At 71.5% G+C, this 16,905-nt stretch carries 14 protein-coding genes; 8 read left to right on the top strand and 6 right to left on the bottom strand.

The window, feature by feature from the left end:
• Window positions 1-164 precede the first annotated feature (164 nt).
• The 5 genes from ACPPVX_RS18865 to ACPPVX_RS18845 all read right to left on the bottom strand — a co-directional run bounded on the left by ACPPVX_RS18865 (window position 165) and on the right by ACPPVX_RS18845 (window position 7,028).
• Window positions 165-1,409 (bottom strand): NAD(P)/FAD-dependent oxidoreductase, encoded by a 1,245-nt coding sequence (locus tag ACPPVX_RS18865; RefSeq protein ID WP_426572127.1) that lies wholly within the window; start codon window positions 1,407-1,409, stop codon window positions 165-167.
• Entirely contained in the window at window positions 1,406-2,893 is a 1,488-nt protein-coding gene (locus ACPPVX_RS18860; protein ID WP_426572126.1) for an SDR family oxidoreductase, read from the bottom strand. The genes ACPPVX_RS18865 and ACPPVX_RS18860 overlap by 4 nt, the downstream gene beginning before the upstream one ends.
• Window positions 2,890-3,879, bottom strand: a complete 990-nt coding sequence (locus tag ACPPVX_RS18855) for an SDR family NAD(P)-dependent oxidoreductase (protein WP_426572125.1) — start codon at window positions 3,877-3,879, stop codon at window positions 2,890-2,892. Before ACPPVX_RS18855 ends, ACPPVX_RS18860 begins: the two co-directional genes overlap by 4 nt.
• A 200-nt stretch (window positions 3,880-4,079) precedes the next feature.
• The gene (locus ACPPVX_RS18850) at window positions 4,080-5,552 is read right to left on the bottom strand and encodes a hypothetical protein (protein WP_426572124.1); all 1,473 of its coding nucleotides are present in this window, start codon (window positions 5,550-5,552) and stop codon (window positions 4,080-4,082) included.
• Window positions 5,553-5,657: 105 nt separating this feature from the next.
• The gene (locus ACPPVX_RS18845) at window positions 5,658-7,028 is read right to left on the bottom strand and encodes a hypothetical protein (protein ID WP_426572123.1); all 1,371 of its coding nucleotides are present in this window, start codon (window positions 7,026-7,028) and stop codon (window positions 5,658-5,660) included.
• 149 nt (window positions 7,029-7,177) lie between these two features.
• On the opposite strand from ACPPVX_RS18845, the gene ACPPVX_RS18840 reads away from it, so the two are divergent.
• Window positions 7,178-7,618 carry a hypothetical protein gene (locus ACPPVX_RS18840; protein WP_426572122.1) on the top strand — a complete coding sequence of 147 codons (441 nt, stop codon included), beginning with the start codon at window positions 7,178-7,180 and terminating at the stop codon, window positions 7,616-7,618.
• 146 nt (window positions 7,619-7,764) lie between these two features.
• A complete protein-coding gene (locus tag ACPPVX_RS18835; RefSeq protein WP_426572121.1) occupies window positions 7,765-8,520 on the top strand; it encodes a response regulator transcription factor in 756 nt (251 codons plus the stop codon).
• On the opposite strand, the gene ACPPVX_RS18830 is transcribed toward ACPPVX_RS18835, so the two are convergent.
• Window positions 8,493-11,228, bottom strand: coding sequence for a PAS domain S-box protein (locus tag ACPPVX_RS18830; RefSeq protein WP_426572120.1), 2,736 nt, complete (start codon window positions 11,226-11,228; stop codon window positions 8,493-8,495). The two genes, ACPPVX_RS18835 and ACPPVX_RS18830, sit on opposite strands and share 28 nt — an antisense overlap.
• A 394-nt stretch (window positions 11,229-11,622) precedes the next feature.
• Between ACPPVX_RS18830 and ACPPVX_RS18825 the strand changes: the two genes are divergently transcribed.
• The 6 genes from ACPPVX_RS18825 (at window position 11,623) to ACPPVX_RS18800 (ending at window position 16,900) form a co-directional block, all read left to right on the top strand.
• A complete protein-coding gene (locus ACPPVX_RS18825; protein WP_426572119.1) occupies window positions 11,623-12,360 on the top strand; it encodes an RNA polymerase sigma factor in 738 nt (245 codons plus the stop codon).
• 293 nt (window positions 12,361-12,653) lie between these two features.
• Window positions 12,654-14,075: a sugar transferase gene (locus tag ACPPVX_RS18820; protein WP_426572118.1), complete on the top strand. Its 1,422-nt coding sequence runs from the start codon at window positions 12,654-12,656 to the stop codon at window positions 14,073-14,075.
• Window positions 14,072-15,133 (top strand): NAD-dependent epimerase/dehydratase family protein, encoded by a 1,062-nt coding sequence (locus ACPPVX_RS18815; RefSeq protein ID WP_426572117.1) that lies wholly within the window; start codon window positions 14,072-14,074, stop codon window positions 15,131-15,133. The genes ACPPVX_RS18820 and ACPPVX_RS18815 overlap by 4 nt, the downstream gene beginning before the upstream one ends.
• Entirely contained in the window at window positions 15,130-16,152 is a 1,023-nt protein-coding gene (locus ACPPVX_RS18810; protein ID WP_426572116.1) for a class I SAM-dependent methyltransferase, read from the top strand. Before ACPPVX_RS18815 ends, ACPPVX_RS18810 begins: the two co-directional genes overlap by 4 nt.
• Window positions 16,149-16,628 carry a holo-ACP synthase gene (locus ACPPVX_RS18805; protein ID WP_426572115.1) on the top strand — a complete coding sequence of 160 codons (480 nt, stop codon included), beginning with the start codon at window positions 16,149-16,151 and terminating at the stop codon, window positions 16,626-16,628. The genes ACPPVX_RS18810 and ACPPVX_RS18805 overlap by 4 nt, the downstream gene beginning before the upstream one ends.
• On the top strand, window positions 16,625-16,900 hold the full coding sequence (locus ACPPVX_RS18800) for an acyl carrier protein (protein ID WP_426572114.1): 276 nt from the start codon (window positions 16,625-16,627) through the stop codon (window positions 16,898-16,900). Before ACPPVX_RS18805 ends, ACPPVX_RS18800 begins: the two co-directional genes overlap by 4 nt.
• Window positions 16,901-16,905 lie beyond the last annotated feature (5 nt).

Genomic DNA, 16,905 nt, shown 5'->3' with positions numbered 1-16,905 from the left:
CCCCCCGAGGTCACGGCACGGATCCCCTCCCGTGCACGCGGCGATCATAACTTGACCAGCCGGTCTAGTAAACGGTGTTCAGTTCAGGGTTCCCGCAGGTGACCGGTCCGCCCAGGTCCAGCGGCGGCACCGAGCGACGGCTCGCACGCCAGCCGCCTGCCCGATCACGTCAACGACGCCACCGCGGCCGAGGCGCAGCGACGACCCGAGTGCAGCGCGCCCTGGATCGACGGCGTGTCCCGGTGATCGCCGCAGAGGAACAGGCCCTCGCCGAGGTCGATCGATCGCTTGGGAGCGAACGGTGGGCGATGGTCCGGCTGCGCATGCGTGATGGCGTCCGTGCGGAGGTGACGCCACCCGTCGACCTGCGCGCCCCACCAGCCGCGCAGCTGGCTGCGCACCGCCGGCTCGAGATCGGTGGCGGCCACGCCCGGGCACGCCGCGGCGATCAGGGCCCGACCGGGTGGCGCGTACTCCGGCGCCACGTTGGACATCGCGGCCACGTTCAGCGCCGGCCCCTGTCCGGTGGCGTCGAGCACGATGAGCTTGTCGGCGAACGGAGCACTCGGCGCGTCGAACCACACGCACGACGCGTGGCGCGAGGCGACTGCGGGCCGACCGAGCAGCGCGGATGCGGCTGGTCCTTCGGTGGCGACGATGATGCGCTCGGCCGAGATCCGTCGACCGGATTCGGTGGTCACCTCGCCGTGGCCGATGGAGGCGACCCGCGTGCGGAGCGCGACCGAACCGGGGACCAACCGTGCCGCCATCTGCCCGGGGATGGCGCCCATGCCGGTCGCGGGCACGGCCGAGTCGCCCACCGTCAGGCAGCGAAGGATGGTGTCGAACATCCGGCGGCTGGCACTGAGCGTGGGATCGAGCTGGATGCCGCCGATCAACGGTCGGAAGAAGCGGTCGATCATCCGCTCGCTGAACCCCGCCTCGCGCAACGCGACGATCGTGCTCACGTCGGTCCCCCGCAGCAGCGACCGCGGGTCAGCCGTTCGAAGGCGGTGCTGCAGGAGCGCGAGGCGGGCCTTGTCCCCCAGGGTTCCGATCGGAGCGAGCGCCGAACCGACGAGCGCCCCCGGCATGCGCATCGGGTCACCGACGCGATGGAACCGACCACCGACCCGGATCAGCGACCCGGGGTCGAATCGCCGCAGGTGCAGCGACGCCACGTCGAGCTGACGCTCCAGCTCGGGGTACGCGGTGAGCACCACCTGGAACCCACGATCGAGGCGGAACCCGTCGACCACATCGGTGCGGACCCGGCCGCCGACCCCGTCCGATGCCTCCAGGACCGTCACCGAGAGCCCCGCCTCTTGGACCAGGGTGGCGGCGGCCAGCCCCGCCAGCCCGGCCCCGACCACCAGCACCTCGACCTGTGTCGGCAGCGCGTCGCTCATCGTCCGGCCCGGTCCGCGCCGGCCCCAGGGCTGGCGGAGGCTTCCGCTCCGGCGGCGATGTTCCTGATCATCGAGCCGAACACGACGTTGTGGAACGGGCTGATCGACCACCAGTACAGATGACCCGGCAGCCCGCGGGGGATGAAGAAGGCCCGCTGCTCGAGGGTCGGCCGGCCGCCGTCGTCCGCGATCGTGAACTCGAGCCACGCATCACCAGGCAGCTTCATCTCGGCCCGGAGGCGAAGCCGGCGCGGCCGTTCGATCGCCTCCACCCGCCAGAAGTCGACGGCGTCGCCGATCTCGAGGCGGTTCGGGTCACGTCGACCGCGCCGGAGGCCCACCCCACCAGCGAGACGGTCCATGAGCCCGCGGATCGCCCAGGCAAGGGGGAACGAGTACCAGCCACGGTCCCCGCCGATGCCCTCGACCGCCCGCCACACGTCGGCCACGTCGACATCGGCGTCGATCGGAGCGGACCGCTCGTCGCGGTACACGGTTCCTCCGCTCCAGCTGGGGTCGGTCGGCATCGGGTCGCTCGGCGCGCCGGGCCACTGCGCGCCCGACCACCGGGTGACCACCCGGCCGCGCCGGATGCTCTCCAACGCCAGGCGGACGGCCTCATCGAGGGGGCAGAGCGCGAACGGGATCAAGGCCTCGATGTCGTGCTCGTGCGCCACCGAGTTGTTCCGGAGCGAGCCGATCAACGGCTGCGCGATCGCCTTGGGGACCGGCGTCACCACGTTCACCCACTGGCTCGAGAGCCAGGGCGACAGCACGGGCACGGGGACGATCACGCGCGGCGCGAGACCGGCGACCGCGGCGTAGCGCTGCATCATCTCCCGGTACGAGACGATGTCGGGGCCGGAGATGTCGAAGCGCCGGTTCGTGCCCGGGGGCAGGTCGACGGAACCGACCAGGTAGGTCAAGACGTCCCGCACGGCGATCGGCTGGACCAGGGATCGAACCCACTTGGGGGTGACCATGACCGGGAGGCGCTCGGTCAGGTAGCGCAGCATCTCGAACGACGCCGACCCGCTGCCGATGATGATCCCGGCCTGGAGGACGACCGCGGGAACGGTCCCGTCGAGGAAGATCTGGCCCACCTCGGCGCGCGAAGCCAGGTGGGCGGATGCCGCCTCTCCGGTGGGCACCAGTCCACCCAGGTAGATGATGCGTTGCACCCCGGCGGCCCCGGCGGCGTCGGCGGTGTTACGGGCGGCGCGCCGATCGGACTCCTCGAAGTGGGCACCCGATCCGATCGAGTGCACCAGGTAGAAGACGACATCGACGCCCTCCATGGCCGGGTCGAGGCTCTCTCGCTGGAGCGCGTCGCCCGCGAGGACCTCGACCGAATCGGCCCACGGGACGTCTCGGACCTTCGCGGGGCGACGGGACAAGCAGCGAACCTCGTGGCCGCCCTCGACCAGCCGCGGCACCAGCCGGCCACCGACGTACCCGGTCGCCCCCATGACCAGCACCTTCATCGCGGCACCGGAACCGTCACGCCTGCTCGTTCACCCACCCAGCCCCACAGCTCGGCTCGGCGGGCAGGGGTGTCGGACCGCCTCGTGTTCGGCAGGCGGTGGATCGACCGGACCCGGCGGTCGAGCCAGAACCCACCGGTCGACGCCAGCGGATCGCTGTCGTCGGCGGCCAGCCACACCATGGTGTCCGCGCCGGCGTCGACGTCGCGCAGCAGGGGTCCGACGATCCGGTGGAACGTGGGAAGCGACGACTCCACCCCGGGGGTGTCCGCCCAGCCCGGATGCAGGGCGTGGAACACGACGGAGCCCGCGGCGACGCGCTGCGCCCACAGCTCCGAGAGCGTCACCTGGGCGCGCTTGGCCAGTGCGTACTGCTTGGTGCCGTTGTAGGCATCGCGGTTCATCTGCAGGTGGTCCACGGTCAGCTCAGCGCTGTACATCCCGCCGGAGGACATGGTGAGGACCCGACCCGGCCCAGACTCGGCGAGCCGCTCGATCAGCAGGCTCGTCATCAGGAACGGTCCGACCACCTGGCTGGCGACGGTCATCTCGATCCCGTCGGCCGACTCGGCGCGCCGGGCGCTGAGCGCGCCCGCGTTGTGGATGAGCACGTCGAGCCGATCGTGGGCTCGAAGGATCTGGTCTGCGGCCCGTCGCACCGCGTCGAGGTCGCCCATGTCCGCGACCACCACCGAGACGGCGGGGTTGCCGGTCAGCTCGCGGATCTCCCGGGCGACGAGCTCGGACTTGTCGGCGTTCCTGCCGATGACGATCACCGTCGCGCCGTCCGCCGCCAGCCGTTCGGCCGCGGCTCGGCCGAGTCCCGAGGTTGCTCCGGTGATGGCGATCACCCGACCGGACAGGTCGTAGGAATCGACGCGGCGCCAATCGAACAGCCGCTGCCTGGCGGAGAACCCGATGCGCGTGAAGCTCGGCGCGATCAGGCCTTCGAGCGCGGCATCGATCAGTTCGGGGCCGCGTTTCACGGTGCGGAAGCGGACGATCGTCCAAGGGTGACGAAGGGGGGCACGGGAAAGCTCCGATGGCTCGACCTGGTGGAGAGCCAGCGGCGTGGATCGAGGCGGGCTCGGACCTTCTTCGTAGCCGGGGGCCGGCCTGGATGGGATGGCGAGCCCGGCGGGCAACACCCACCGGGAGGGGCGACGGGAACCCGCCGCCAGGGCGGTCAGGAACCGCCGCCCACCTGCTTCAGGAACGGGAGGAGGCCGTCGAGGAAGTCGTTGCTCGGGGCCGCACCCGCGGGGTCGTTGTGGGCGTACGTGTTGGAGCGGTCGACGAGCGTGAGGTGGTCGTCGGCGATCCCGGACTGGCGGGCCAGGAGCTGGGCCGTGGTGGTGACGCCCTTGCCGCCGAGGCTGGCGCCGAAGGCGTAGATGCGCAGGTCCTTGGGCAGGTCGGCGCCCATGGTGGCGTGGACGTCGAGCACGTCCTGGCCCGGGTTGGCGTTGCCGTTGGCGACGACGCTGGTGTCGGTGGTCAGCCGCTGCGGGAAGTACCACTCCGTGCCGTCGGCATCCTTGATCCCGTCGCCGGAGAACATCGTGGCGAACCGCTTGATCGGCGAGATGGCGCCGTCACCGTTCCAACCGCCGTCCTTCGTGAGGCCGGTGCCCAGGTGGCCCTGGGCAGCAGCCAGGCTCGGCGGCGAGGTGCCGACGTTGAGGGCGTAGCCGTACTGGCCGATGTTCGTGGCCGGGATCGGCGGGACGATGTTCGTGGGCAGCAGCCCGGACGCCTGGCCCAGGGACTTGGTGTCGGGGTCGTGCAGGGCGGTCAACGATCCGGTGGAGTTGAACAGCCCGGCGTAGGGCGCGGTGATGCCCCCGAAGGACAACCACGGCGAGGCCGTGTCGGCGTTGAGCCCGGCGAGGGCCTTGGTGGCCTCGGCCTTCGTCGCGCCCGTGGGCCGGCTGCCACCGTCGATGTAGACCAGACCGTCGAGCTGGTCCGCTCCTGGCTTCCCGTCGAAGTCCCACGTGGCGTAGGCGGTCACGACCGAGCCGCCGAGCGAGTGGCCGCCGAGGACCACCTTGCCGCCGGCCTTGGCGGCCTGGTCGATGACGACGTGCAGATCCTCGATCGCGACGTTGAGGCCCCACTGCTTGGCGAACTCGACGGTCTTGTCGGGGATCGACTTGAAGTGGTCGGTGACGCTGTCGTCCTTGAGGTAGCCGAGGTAGTAGTCGTACAGCTCCGTGGACGTGATGTCGCCGGCCTTGTACGCGTTCAGCTTCGATTGGTCCTCGAGCAGGTTCTGCCGGCGCTCGACCGCCCAGACCTGCCAGGTGGGCTGGGCCTTGACGATGTCCTGGGCGAGCGGCACGAAGTAGGCGGCGCTGGCGGAGGTCCCGGGCTCGAGCACCAGCACGTTGGGGGCGTCGGCGGCGCCGACCTTCAAGATGCCGACCTTGTCGTACTGGGCGGGGGTGCCAGGCGCCTTGAACCCGTCCATCCACTTCACCGCCCGCTTGGACGCGCTCGGCGCGGCGGTCGTCGTGGTCTTCGAGGTGTCCTTCGAGGTGGTGGAGGACGTGCCGTCCGAGGCGGACGACGAACAGCTCGCCACCAGGAGCGCCAAGGAGGCGACGGCCGCCACCGCCAGTCGGGCGCGCCGGCCCCTGGCTCGTTGCTGCGTCATCTCGCGGTCCCCTCGATCGCCAACGACTGGATGGATCGCACGGTAGCCGCGGCGAGGTCGCCCCTCCCGGGAGCGTGGGGGCCGGCGGTCAGGCAGCCCCGTCGGCTACCCCGCGGGCGTGAGGGTGATGACCTCGGTGGTGGCGCGGCAGCCGCCCTGGGCGACGCAGCCGTTGCCGTTGCCGGTGAGGGTCAGGACCTCACCGTCCTCCCCGGCGATCGTGTACGAGCCGGTGGTGCTGCCGCTGACGCCCGAGCCGGAGAACTGCGTGGTGTAGCTGCCCCTGCGGTCGTCGGCGGGCGTGTACTTCAGGGTGACCTGCGCCCCGGGGAACTCGCCCTTCAGCGTGAACGGCTTGCTCAGATCGTCGATCTGGCCGCTCACCGTGAGCCCGCTCCCGCCGCCCGACGCCGAGTACACGCCCAGGCACACGGCCTTGGCCCGCTTGATGATGGCCTCGGTGGAGACCGTGGTCTCCTGGCCCAGGACGAGGGCTCGGGCGCGCTCGCGATCCAGGAGGAAGTCGGCGAGGATCGACGGGTTCTTCGCCGCCTTGCACTTGGCGATGGCCTCCTTCTCGCAGGGTCCCCCGTCGGCGAGGCTCTGGGCCAGGAGCGGCTTGAGGTCGAGACCGCTCGGCGACGGGCCGAAGCCACCGACCGCACGCATGCTCACGTAGCTCGTCGCGCTCCTGATCGCGGCCTTCGTCGCCTCGCAGCTGCCTCCCGCCGCCTCCAGCCTGGGCTTGAGCACCTCCTGCTCGAACTTGGCCGCGGACTCTTCGAACTGGTCCTGCCAGGACTGCTCGTCGCCGCCGCGGCGCGCGTCGTCCAGCGCGGTGGCCATCTCCGACGCGATCCGATCCGATGCATCGGACGCCTGCCGCTCGAGCAGGGCCGAGCGCTGGGCATCGGTGACCGTGGCGAGCCCCCAGCCGCTGAAGTGGGCCACGATCATCGTCGTCGAGGTGTCCTTCGGGTCGGCGGGCGCCGCCACCACCTGGGAAGCATCGTCGGAGATCCCGAAGAACAGCTGCCGGGCTCGCGGCACCTCCGTCGGTGGGGTGATCTTGAGCGTGGCCTGGTCGTGGAAGAAGAGGCCGCTGGGCTCGAACATCACCAGGGCGGTGTCGAAGTCGGTGCCACCGAGCTCGGCCGGCGTCGCCGTGATCTTCGTGTCGGCGCCGAGCGCCCCGGCCGGCACCTCGAACGCGAACGCCGTGCCGTCCGCCGCCTTCAGGTCGATCGATCCGCCCTCGACCCCGATGGTCTTCGTGACCGCCGCACCTTTGTCCCGCTTGATCTCCAGGTCGTCGTGCGACGCGCTGGATGGGTCGGACCCGGACGTCGCCGATGCGCCGTCCCCCGCGGATCCATCGCCGGAGGAGCTGCACCCCGCGAGGGCAGCGAGGACGAGGGTGAGGAGGAGTGCAGGCGCCGTGATCTGCCGGCGCCGAGCGACAGAGAGTCCGTTCATCACGACCGTCTACCACGCGGAGCGGTGGGCCCGCTACGAAAAGTGGTGACGAGGACGGCAGCCGGCAGGCCGCGGAACGGATGAGGCGTACCATCTCGGGTCCGGGGGCAGCCGCGGTTCCACGGCTCCCACACGAGCAGGAGCAGCCGATGACGTTCGAGACGCCCACCGACCTGTCGAACAACCGGGGCCTGATCGCCGACCCCGCCAGGTTCGCCCGGGAGCGGAGCGCGGCGTCGTGGCTGTACCTCAACGGTGAGGAGTTCGCCTCCATGGAGGGCGGCATGTCCTACGACGACGTCCAGGCCGCGGTGGCGGCATCGGCCAACGTGATCTCCGATCCGCCCCGCGAGATGACGATGGCGCTGGCCCGCCAGCACGTGGCGGCCCTCGATGCCCTGCCGCGGCCGACGGTCGTGACCTGCCGGCGCGGCCCACGGTCGTCGGCCGTGATCTACCTGTACGCCGGCCTGCAGCAAGGGGCGACGGCCGACGAGGTCCTCGCTCAGGCGGAGCGCGACGATGCGGCGTTCCTCGCCGACGACAGCCTCAAGGAGTGGGTGGCCCAGGGCCTCACCGAGCTGGCCTGACCGGCCGCGCCCAGCACGGGCGTTCCGCCCCGGCCTCCAGCCAAGATCAACTCTCCATCAATTCGCGAGGGTGGAACCGAATCTGGCAGGCCGTCCAACTACCATTTCCGTCAGCAGGTGCGGCTGCTGGAACTGGAGGATGTCTGGTGCGGGACAGGAACACGGTCCTCGTCGTCGACGACGATCCGGACGTGCGGGCCACGTTGGTCGACATCCTCGAGGCCGAGGGGTTCATCGCCCACCAGGCTTCCACCGCGTCCGAAGCGGTGGCGCAGGTGGAGCGCCTGCACCCCGACGTCTTGCTGCTCGACCTCGGCCTCGGGAGCGGCAACGGGTTCGACGTGCTCCGCAGCCTGGGCAACGACCCCGACATGGGCATCATCGTCGTCAGCGGCCACGGGGCGGAGGCCGACCGGGTGGCGGGCCTGGAGCTCGGTGCCGACGACTTCGTGGCGAAGCCGTTCATGCGGCGCGAGCTCGTGGCCAGGGTGCGGGCGATCATCCGGCGCTCCGCCGCCCGGCCCCAGCCGCAGGTGCCCGAGCAGCTCCAGTTCGGACGGCTGGCGATCGACACCGCGGCCAAGGAGGCGTGCCTCGACGGCCGGTCGATCGGGCTCACCGCCAAGGAGTTCGAGCTCCTCCACTTCCTTGCCGCCTCCCCCCGTCGCGTGTTCTCCCGCGACCAGATCCTCGATCAGGTGTGGGGCTCGGCGAGCTGGCGCGCACCGGGCACGGTGAGCGAGCACGTCCGTCGGGTCCGCCAGAAGCTGGCCGTCGACGGATCCCACCACGACTGGATCACCACCCTCAAGGGCGCCGGGTACCGCTTCGAGCCGGTGCCGGCCGCGGTCGTCCCCGTGCCCGGGCCGGCCCGTCAATCGACGGCGCTGGACCAGGCCTGAAGCGTCTCGTCGACCGGGGCTGACCCTCCGAGGGCGCCGCTGACGATGTCGAGCAGGGCCGCGGAGGTGAAGGGCTTGTCGAGGGACCACTCGAGGGCATCCCGGTCGATCGTCTCGTCGAAGTACGCCGAGGTCACGACGACCGGGATCCACGGTCGCTGGGCGTGGAACCGGGCCGCCAGCGCCAGGCCCGACTCGCCGGCCATGACGACGTCGGTCAGCACCAGGTCGATGTCGGTCCGGCTCGCGAAGCAGGCGGCCGCATCCTTCGCCCGCGTGCACGCCAGCACCTGGTAGCCGGCCCGCACGAGCGTCTCGGTCACCACCTCGAGCACGTCGGCCTCGTCGTCGACGACGAGGATGGTCGGCACCGCCCCGGGCCCGTGGCCGCGCCCCGCGGCATCCGGCCGGAGGGTCGCCGCGCGATCGGACGACGGTGCCGGTGCCGGTGCCGGTGCCCGCGGCAGGGTGACGGTGAACGTCGCCCCACATCCCGGACGGCTGTCGATGTCGATGAGACCCCGAGCCTGGCGCACGGCCTGCAGCGCCTGCGACAGGCCGAGCCCCGTGCCCGATCCGGCGGGCTTCGTGGTGAAGAACGGGGTGAACACCTGAGCACGGGTGCCGGCGTCCATCCCGATCCCGGAGTCGACCACGGCCAAGGAGAGGGCCGACGACGCGCCCCCGGCAGGCTCGTCCTTCGACCCGAGGCGGTCCGAGTCTGAGGTGGAGATGGTCAGCGACCCGCCGCCGGGCATGGCATCCCTGGCGTTGACCACCAAGCTGATCAGCACCTGCTCGATCTGGTGGGGATCGGCCAGCACCAGCGGCTCCGTCGCATCCAGCTCGACCTGCAGCGCGATGCCGCCACCGAGCAGGTCGGAGGTCAGGTCCGACACCGATCGCACCAGGTCGTTCAGGTCGAACGTCTGGGGGGCGTACTCGGGCTTGCGGCTCAGCCGCAGCAGACCGGTCGCCACGTCCGAAGCCCGGTCGACCGCGTGCTGGGCCGCGGCCAGGCGCTTGGCGGTCTGCGGGCCTGGCGCGATCTCGTCGCCGAGCAGCTCCAGCTGGCCGCGGAGCACGGCGAGCACGTTGTTGAGGTCGTGGGCCAGGCCGCTGCCGAGCTGGGCGGCCAGCTCGATCCGCTGGGCGTGGTGGAGCTGGGCCTCCAGCTCGTGGCGCGCCGTCACGTCATCGATCAGGTACACGAGGTAGGTCGCCTCGCCCTCCGGGTCGCGCACGCTGCTGACCGCCACGTTCGTCCAGATGAACGACCCGTCGGCGTGGAGGTACCGCTGGTCGGCCAGGCGGTAGCCGGCCGACCCCTCCGCCAGCGAGGCCTCCTGCGCGCTCCGATCGGCGGCGGCCGCCTGCTCGTGCTGCATGTGGGCCACCCCCTGGCCCCGCACCGCGGTGGCGGCGCGCCCGACCAGCTCGCAGAACGCATCGTTGGCATCGATCACCACGCCGGCCGCATCGACCACCAGGACGCCGACCAGCGACTGGTCGAACACCGCCCGGTACCGCCGGTCGGCGCGGAGGATCTGCTCGGCGGCGGCCACCTGCTCCGACGCGTCGCGGAGGATCACCACGTACACGCGCTTGGACAGCACGGTCCCGACCGAGATCGACACCTCGGCGGCGAAGGGCTCCCCCGTCGATCTCGTCGCCTGCACGTACCGCGCGCCCCCCATCAACCGGTGGACGGCGGTGTGGTCGTCGAACCGGGGCAGGTCGCCCTCGTGGAGGCCGACGACCTCGTCGGGGAGGATGCTCCGGAGGGGTTGGCCGAGCACGTCGCTCGCCCGGTAGCCCAGCACCGTCTCGGCGGCCCGGTTGAACAGGATGATGTTCTGGTCCTCGTCGGCCGAGATGATCGCGTCGCTGGCCTGGGCGAGGATCCCCTCGAGCCGCTCGTTGGCCTCGAGGGTCCGCTCCTCCGCCTCCGCCACATCGGTCACGTCGGCGAGCGTGGCGACGAACCCGTCGGGATCGCCCTGGTGGTCGCGCAGCGTGTGCACCCCGTGCGCCACCCACCGCTGCGTGCCATCGGGGCGGACGATCGAGTACCGCTCGAACGCCTGGTCGCCCTCGCCCACCGATGCCGATGGCCGGTGCTCGTGCTGCTGGCGCCAGTCGGCCACCTGCCGGCCGACGAGGCGCTGGCCCAGGATCTGCTCGGTCCTGCGGTTGGCGTAGACGCACACCCCGTCGGCGTCGGCCACGTACGCGCCGATCCCCAGCGCGTCGGCCATCTCGTAGATGAACCCCCGCTTGGCGAGCCGCGGGGTGAGGCCGGCCTCCAGGTCCACGGGGATGAGGAGCCACCGGACCGACCACCGGTCGGGGCCGTCGCCGGTCAGGAGCGGGAACGCGTGCGCCGTCACCGTCAGGGCCGGGCCGTGCTCGGGCACCAGCCGGACCGGCCACCGCCTCGGCTCGCCGTCGCCGACGAGCGCGTCGAGCGTGATGGCAAAGGTCCGCTGGTCGCCGAGGTCGACGAACGTGCGCAGGGGCCGGCCGAGCAGCAGCCGGGGATCATCCACGCCGAGCAGCTGGTACGCCTGGTCGCTCGCTTGGCGGATCAGGCCGAGGCGATCGGTGACCAGGTACGCGCCCTGCGCCGCCTTGAACAGATCGCGGAACTGCCGCCGCTCGCGCTCGATCGCGCCGACGTGTTCGTCCGTGACCCCGTGCTGGGTCATGACACCGGTCCTCCCCACAGGCTGGATCGCCTTCGACGGCTCAACTGAATTGAACCGGCCTCCCACCGAGGAGCTTAGAGCGTCTGTCACGGCGCCGCTTCAGAGTTTGGGCAATGTTCACCCGACCTATCCATGCTGATCACCTGCCCTACGCCGTATGGATGAATGGCGGGCCGTTTTCCACTCAATCACCACCAGCATTGATGTTGCATTGATTCGGGTCTTGCTGTTGATTGATCGCCCACTGCCTAGCTTCCATTTCACGACAAGAGGGCATCTGCTTCCGGCAGCACCGGGAGTCGGCCGGCCACGCAACTTCGGCCGACGCCGCCTTCACGACGTCACGCCACACCTCTCGTGGGCGTGCACACATCCAGATGAGGCGGCGCGACCCATGGCGACACCACCCTCGATTGCGGACACCCCGGCGGCGGGCCCTGCGTCCCTGCGACCACCCCGCACCGCCCACCCGGCGCACCGGCGGCGGGCTCCGGTCGAGGTCGGGCACCGCCGAGCCGCCGGAGGCGAGCACCCGGCCGACACCGCCGAGCGGTCCTCGTTCGCGGCACTGGTCGCCGCGGCCGCCGACGGCGACCGGGCGGCCTGGGAGCAGATCGTGGCCCAGCACTCCCGGCTCCTCTGGTCGGTGGCGCGCGGCGTGGGCCTCGGCGCCGCCGACGCGGCCGATGTCTGCCAGACCACCTGGGTGCAGCTCATCAAGCACCTGGACTCGATCGAGGACCCCGACCGCATCGGCGCCTGGCTGGTCACGACGGCGCGCCGCGAGGCCATCCGGCTGAGCCGCCGGACCAAGCGCGACCTGCCGGCGAGCGATGACCCGGTGCTCGAGCGCACCCCACCCGGCCTGGTCATCGACATCACCGACGCCGCGATCGAGCGCGACGAGCGGGCCGTCGCGTGCTTGCAGGGCATGATCGCCGACCTCCCCGAACGGTCCCGGCTCCTGCTCGCCCTCCTCGCCACCGACCCCACGCCGTCCTACGCCGAGATCTCCGAGGTCCTGGACATGCCGATCGGGAGCATCGGACCGACGCGGGCGCGGGCGCTGGAACGGCTCCGCGAGGGGCTGACCGCCCTGGGCATCTCCCAGGACGATGTGTGCAGCAAATGAGCCAAAGATCTCTCGTGATTTGACTCAATTGCATGTATCACCGTGACCGCAATTGACTCTGTTCAAGTGTGTCATCTGCGCCACATTCGTCGGTCGGGGTCGGGCTTCGGTTGCCGAATCGAGGTCCGGCCGCCCCCTACGCCGCGCCACCCGGGAACCCACCCCCCGAGCCGGCGGCGGCACCTGAGATGACACCTGCTGCCCCTGCCCCGGAGCCATCCGCCCCGCCGGCACGGGCAGCGGGTGCATCGCCTTCGCCTGGCTCGGCGAACCGGATCCACATCCTGCTCACCGTGCTCGACGCCACCTGCATCGCCGCCGGCTGGCTCGTCGCCGTGGCCCGCAACCCGTCGACGCCGACTCCGATCGCCGTCACGGCCGGCGCCACCGCGGCCGGCATGGCCGAGCTGGTCGCCACCCGCCTGCACCGCTCCCGCAGCTGCACGCTCCGGTCCGTCGAGCTCGGCCGCCTGTTCCGGGTCCCGATCGCGGCCGTCGCCGGGGGGTGCGTCTCCGCCGCCGTGCTGGGCGGCCGGCTGCCCTCCTCCACGGCGGTCGAAGGGGCGGTGGCATCCTTGCTCCTCCTCGCCACCACGCGCGCCTTCGTGGCCGCCTGGTTCCGAGGCCGGCGGTCCCGCGGCATCGGCATCCGCCGGGTGGTCCTGGTGGGCACCAACCACGAGGCCGAGGAGATCGCCGTCCTCCTCACCAGCCGTCCTGACCTCGGCTACGAGGTGGTCGGCGTCGCCGGCCCCAGGCCCCACGGGGAGGGCTCGCTCGAGGGGATCCGGTGGGTGGGACGAGCCGATCAGGCCGCCGACCGGGCCGAGGCGCTCGGCGCCACCGGCGTGGTGGTGGCGGTCACCGCGCTCGATCGACCCGACCTGCAGCGCCTGGTGACCCGGGCGCTCGAGGCCCACCTGCACGTCCAGATGTCGAGCGGCCTGGGGCTGCTGGGGCACCGCCGCCTCGTGCGGACGCCCGTCGGCCACGACCCCTGGTGCTACGTCGAGGCCAACGCCCACGGCCGCACCCAGGTCGCCGCCAAGCGGGCGATGGACCTGGCCTTCACCGTCCCGCTCCTCATCATCACGGCCCCGTTCCTCGCGGTGGCGGCGATCCTCATCAAGCTGGAGGACCACGGCCCGGTCCTGTTCCGCCAGCTCCGCGTCGGCCTCGACGGCCGCCTGTTCCTGTGCCTGAAGCTGCGGACGATGGCCGTGGGCGCCGAGGACCAGCTCGACGAGGTGCAGGAGCGCAACGAGCGCACCGGACCGCTCTACAAGGCGGAGCGCGACCCCCGGGTGACCCACGTGGGTCGGCTGCTGCGAGCCTCGAGCCTCGACGAGCTCCCCCAGCTCATCAACGTCCTCCGGGGCCAGATGAGCCTCGTCGGCCCCCGGCCGGCGCTGCCCGACGAGGTCTCCCAGTTCGACGACGACCTGCGGTCCCGCGTGCGGGTTCCACCCGGGCTCACCGGCCTGTGGCAGGTGGAGGCCCGGGACAACCCGTCGTTCCACGCCTACCGCCACCTCGATCTCTTCTACGTCGAGAACCGATCGCTGGTCCTCGACCTCACCATCCTCGCCATGACCCCGCTGACCGTCGCCGGCCGGCTCTGGCGGACCGAGCGCAACGCATGGCGGCTCCGGCACCGACCGGCCGAGCTCGTCGACATCGGAAACGAACCGACCCACGTCCTGGAGGCGTCATGAGAGTGTTGATCACCGGCAGCAGCGGACTCATCGGATCGGAGGCGTCGGCGCACTTCGACAGCCTCGGGGCCGAGACGATCGGCGTCGACAACAACCTGCGAGCCGACTTCTTCGGCCCCGACGGCGACACGGCCTGGAACCTGGCCCGGCTCAAGGAGGAGCATCCGAGGTTCCGCCACATCGACATGGACATCCGCGACCGGCAGGCGATGCTGGACCTCTTCCAGATCGAGCGCCCCGACGTGGTGATCCACTGCGCAGCCCAGCCCTCGCACGACCTGGCGGCCCGCCGACCGTTCGACGACTTCGACGTGAACGCGGTCGGCACCCTCAACCTGCTCGAGGCCACGCGGCGGTTCTGCGCCGAGTCGCCGTTCGTCTTCATGAGCACGAACAAGGTGTACGGCGACGCCCCCAACGAGGTCCCGCTCGTCGAGCAGCCCACCCGCTGGGAGTACGCCCACGAGCGCGACCGCCACGGGATCGACGAGTCGATGCGGATCGACCAGAGCAAGCACTCGTTGTTCGGCGCATCGAAGGCGGCCGCCGACCTGGCGGTCCAGGAGTACGGGCGCTACTTCGACATGCCGACCGTCTGCTTCCGCGGCGGCTGCCTGACCGGACCGAACCACGCCAGCGCCGAGCTCCACGGGTTCCTCTCGTACCTGGTGAAGACCACGGTGAACCAGGAGCACTTCCGCATCTACGGGTACCAGGGAAAGCAGGTCCGCGACCAGATCCACAGCCGTGACGTCCTGGCCGCGTTCGATGCGTTCATCCGGGCGCCCCGGGCCGGCGCGGTCTACAACCTCGGGGGCGGCCGGGAGAACAGCACATCGGTCCTCGAGGCCATCGCCCTCGCCGAGCAGGCAGCCGGGGTCCGCCTCGACCACGAGTACGTCGACGAGGCCCGGTCGGGCGACCACATCTGCTACATCAGCGACCTCGCGAAGCTCCGAGCGGACTACCCCGACTGGCACCTCACCACCTCGCTCGACGCGATCGTCGAGGAGCTCGTCGAGGCCCACCACGCCCGCCTCCCGGTGCGATCGCTGTGAACGCTCCCCTGCTCTCCGCGCTGGCGGCGACCCACGCCATCGCACCCCGCGCCGCCTGGCTCACGTGGGCCGGCCGCGCCGCGGTGCTCCCGGCGCTGGTGAGCCGTCCCGAGCGGATCAACCGCAGCGCGTGGACCAGCCGGACCACGCTGCGCCAGTTCGCCCGCAGCGAAGGGTGGTCCGACCCCGGGGAGCGCGAGGCCATCGAATCGGTGAAGGCGAGGGCCGCGGGCGGCGCCATCTTGGACATCGGCGTCGGGGCGGGACGGACCGTCCCCCTGCTGCGGGAGATCAGCGACGACTACCGGGCGATCGACTTCCTGGCCCCCATGGTCGAGGAGTGCGCCAAGCGGTTCCCGGACGTGGACGTAGCCGTCGGCGATGCCCGCGACCTCTCCCGGTTCGGCGACGGAGAGCTCGACCTCGTGGTGTTCTCGTGGAACGGCATCGACGCCGTGGAGCACGGCGACCGGGCGCAGATCCTGGCCGAGGTGCACCGGGTGCTCGCCCCCGGAGGCACCTTCCAGTTCTCGACCCACAACATCGCGGGCCGCGGCTGGCAGGAGACCCCGTGGACCGTGCACAAGGAGGACCTCGGCCACCCGCGCCGCCTCGCCGAGCTGGCCGTCTACCTGCCGATCAACGCCCGGAACCACCACCGCAACCGGGTGAACGGGCCGCACGGCGACGGCTGGGGCATGGCCAACGCCGGCGCCCACCACTTCTCGCTCGTGATCCACTACACGACGCTCGGCGTGGAGCTCGACGAGCTCGCCGACGCCGGCTTCGAGCACATCGAGGTCTGGGACAACGAGACCGGCCGCCCGGTGCTCCCGGGCCAGGACACCTCGGGCACCTGGTGGTTCCAGCTCGCAGCCCGCAAGGCCGTCGAGCCGCCAGAGGCTGCGGCCGCGGCGTCGACCGGCCAGGCCCTCCCGGGGGCGGACACGTATCACCGAGCGGCCTCGGCGCCTCTGACCGAGCGAGCCGACAACCGAACGCTGAGGCCGCCCTCATGACGATGCGAACCACCAGCACCTGCCTCGAGGGGACCGTCCGGGTCGGCGTCGACCTGTGCCGCGTGGCCGACGTGGCCGAGGCCATCGACCGCTTCGGCCCCCGCTACGTCGACCGGGTGTACACCGCCGCCGAGATCGGCGACGGCGCCACGGCGGCCACGGCCGCCCCCGAGCACCTCGCCGCCCGGTTCGCAGCGAAGGAAGCCACCTTCAAGGTGCTCCGGCCCGACCGGGCGGGCATCGACTGGCGGACGATCGAGGTCGTGCGCGACCCCGGAGGCTGGTGCGACATCCGCCTCCGCGGCGCCATGGCCGAGCAGGCCCGACGCTCCGGCATCTCGTCGCTCACGGTCGCGCTGAGCCACGAGGCCGGCATGGCCGTGGCGGTCGTCGTGGGGCTGATCGCCCCCGAGGACGACGAGACCAGCCCGAGAGCAGCAGCAAGGACGACCACGGAAAGGGTGGACACCCCATGATCACCGACACGGTGCAAGCGATCCTCAACGAGCACGGCCGCATGGCGGTCGATGCCCGCGGGTTGGGCCCGGACGACGACCTCTACGGCGCGGGCCTCACCTCCCACGCCAGCGTCAGCCTGATGCTCGCGCTCGAGGACACGTTCGACGTCGAGTTCCCCGAGCACCTGCTCACCCGAGCGACCTTCGGATCGATCGGTTCCATCGAGGACGCCATCACGCAGCTCCAGGGGACCCCCCTGGCAGGTGCCGCGTCGCAGCCGGCCGGGTGAGCGCC

The organism is Aquihabitans sp. McL0605 (assembly GCF_049993875.1).
Taxonomy (GTDB): Bacteria; Actinomycetota; Acidimicrobiia; order Acidimicrobiales; family Iamiaceae; genus Aquihabitans.
The sequence above is the reverse complement of the archived record's forward strand: the minus strand, read 5'-3'. Positions and strand labels throughout refer to the sequence as shown.

Excerpts from the sequence above, each read along its gene's own strand:
- ACPPVX_RS18815 (WP_426572117.1), top strand. The coding sequence starts at position 14,072 with ATGAGAGTGTTGATCACCGGCAGCAGCGGACTCATCGGATCGGAGGCG.
- ACPPVX_RS18860 (WP_426572126.1), bottom strand. The coding sequence starts at position 2,893 with ATGAAGGTGCTGGTCATGGGGGCGACCGGGTACGTCGGTGGCCGGCTG.
- ACPPVX_RS18825 (WP_426572119.1), top strand. The coding sequence starts at position 11,623 with ATGGCGACACCACCCTCGATTGCGGACACCCCGGCGGCGGGCCCTGCG.
- ACPPVX_RS18800 (WP_426572114.1), top strand. The coding sequence starts at position 16,625 with ATGATCACCGACACGGTGCAAGCGATCCTCAACGAGCACGGCCGCATG.
- ACPPVX_RS18845 (WP_426572123.1), bottom strand. The coding sequence starts at position 7,028 with ATGAACGGACTCTCTGTCGCTCGGCGCCGGCAGATCACGGCGCCTGCA.
- ACPPVX_RS18865 (WP_426572127.1), bottom strand. The coding sequence starts at position 1,409 with ATGAGCGACGCGCTGCCGACACAGGTCGAGGTGCTGGTGGTCGGGGCC.
- ACPPVX_RS18840 (WP_426572122.1), top strand. The coding sequence starts at position 7,178 with ATGACGTTCGAGACGCCCACCGACCTGTCGAACAACCGGGGCCTGATC.
- ACPPVX_RS18830 (WP_426572120.1), bottom strand. The coding sequence starts at position 11,228 with ATGACCCAGCACGGGGTCACGGACGAACACGTCGGCGCGATCGAGCGC.
- ACPPVX_RS18850 (WP_426572124.1), bottom strand. The coding sequence starts at position 5,552 with ATGACGCAGCAACGAGCCAGGGGCCGGCGCGCCCGACTGGCGGTGGCG.
- ACPPVX_RS18805 (WP_426572115.1), top strand. The coding sequence starts at position 16,149 with ATGACGATGCGAACCACCAGCACCTGCCTCGAGGGGACCGTCCGGGTC.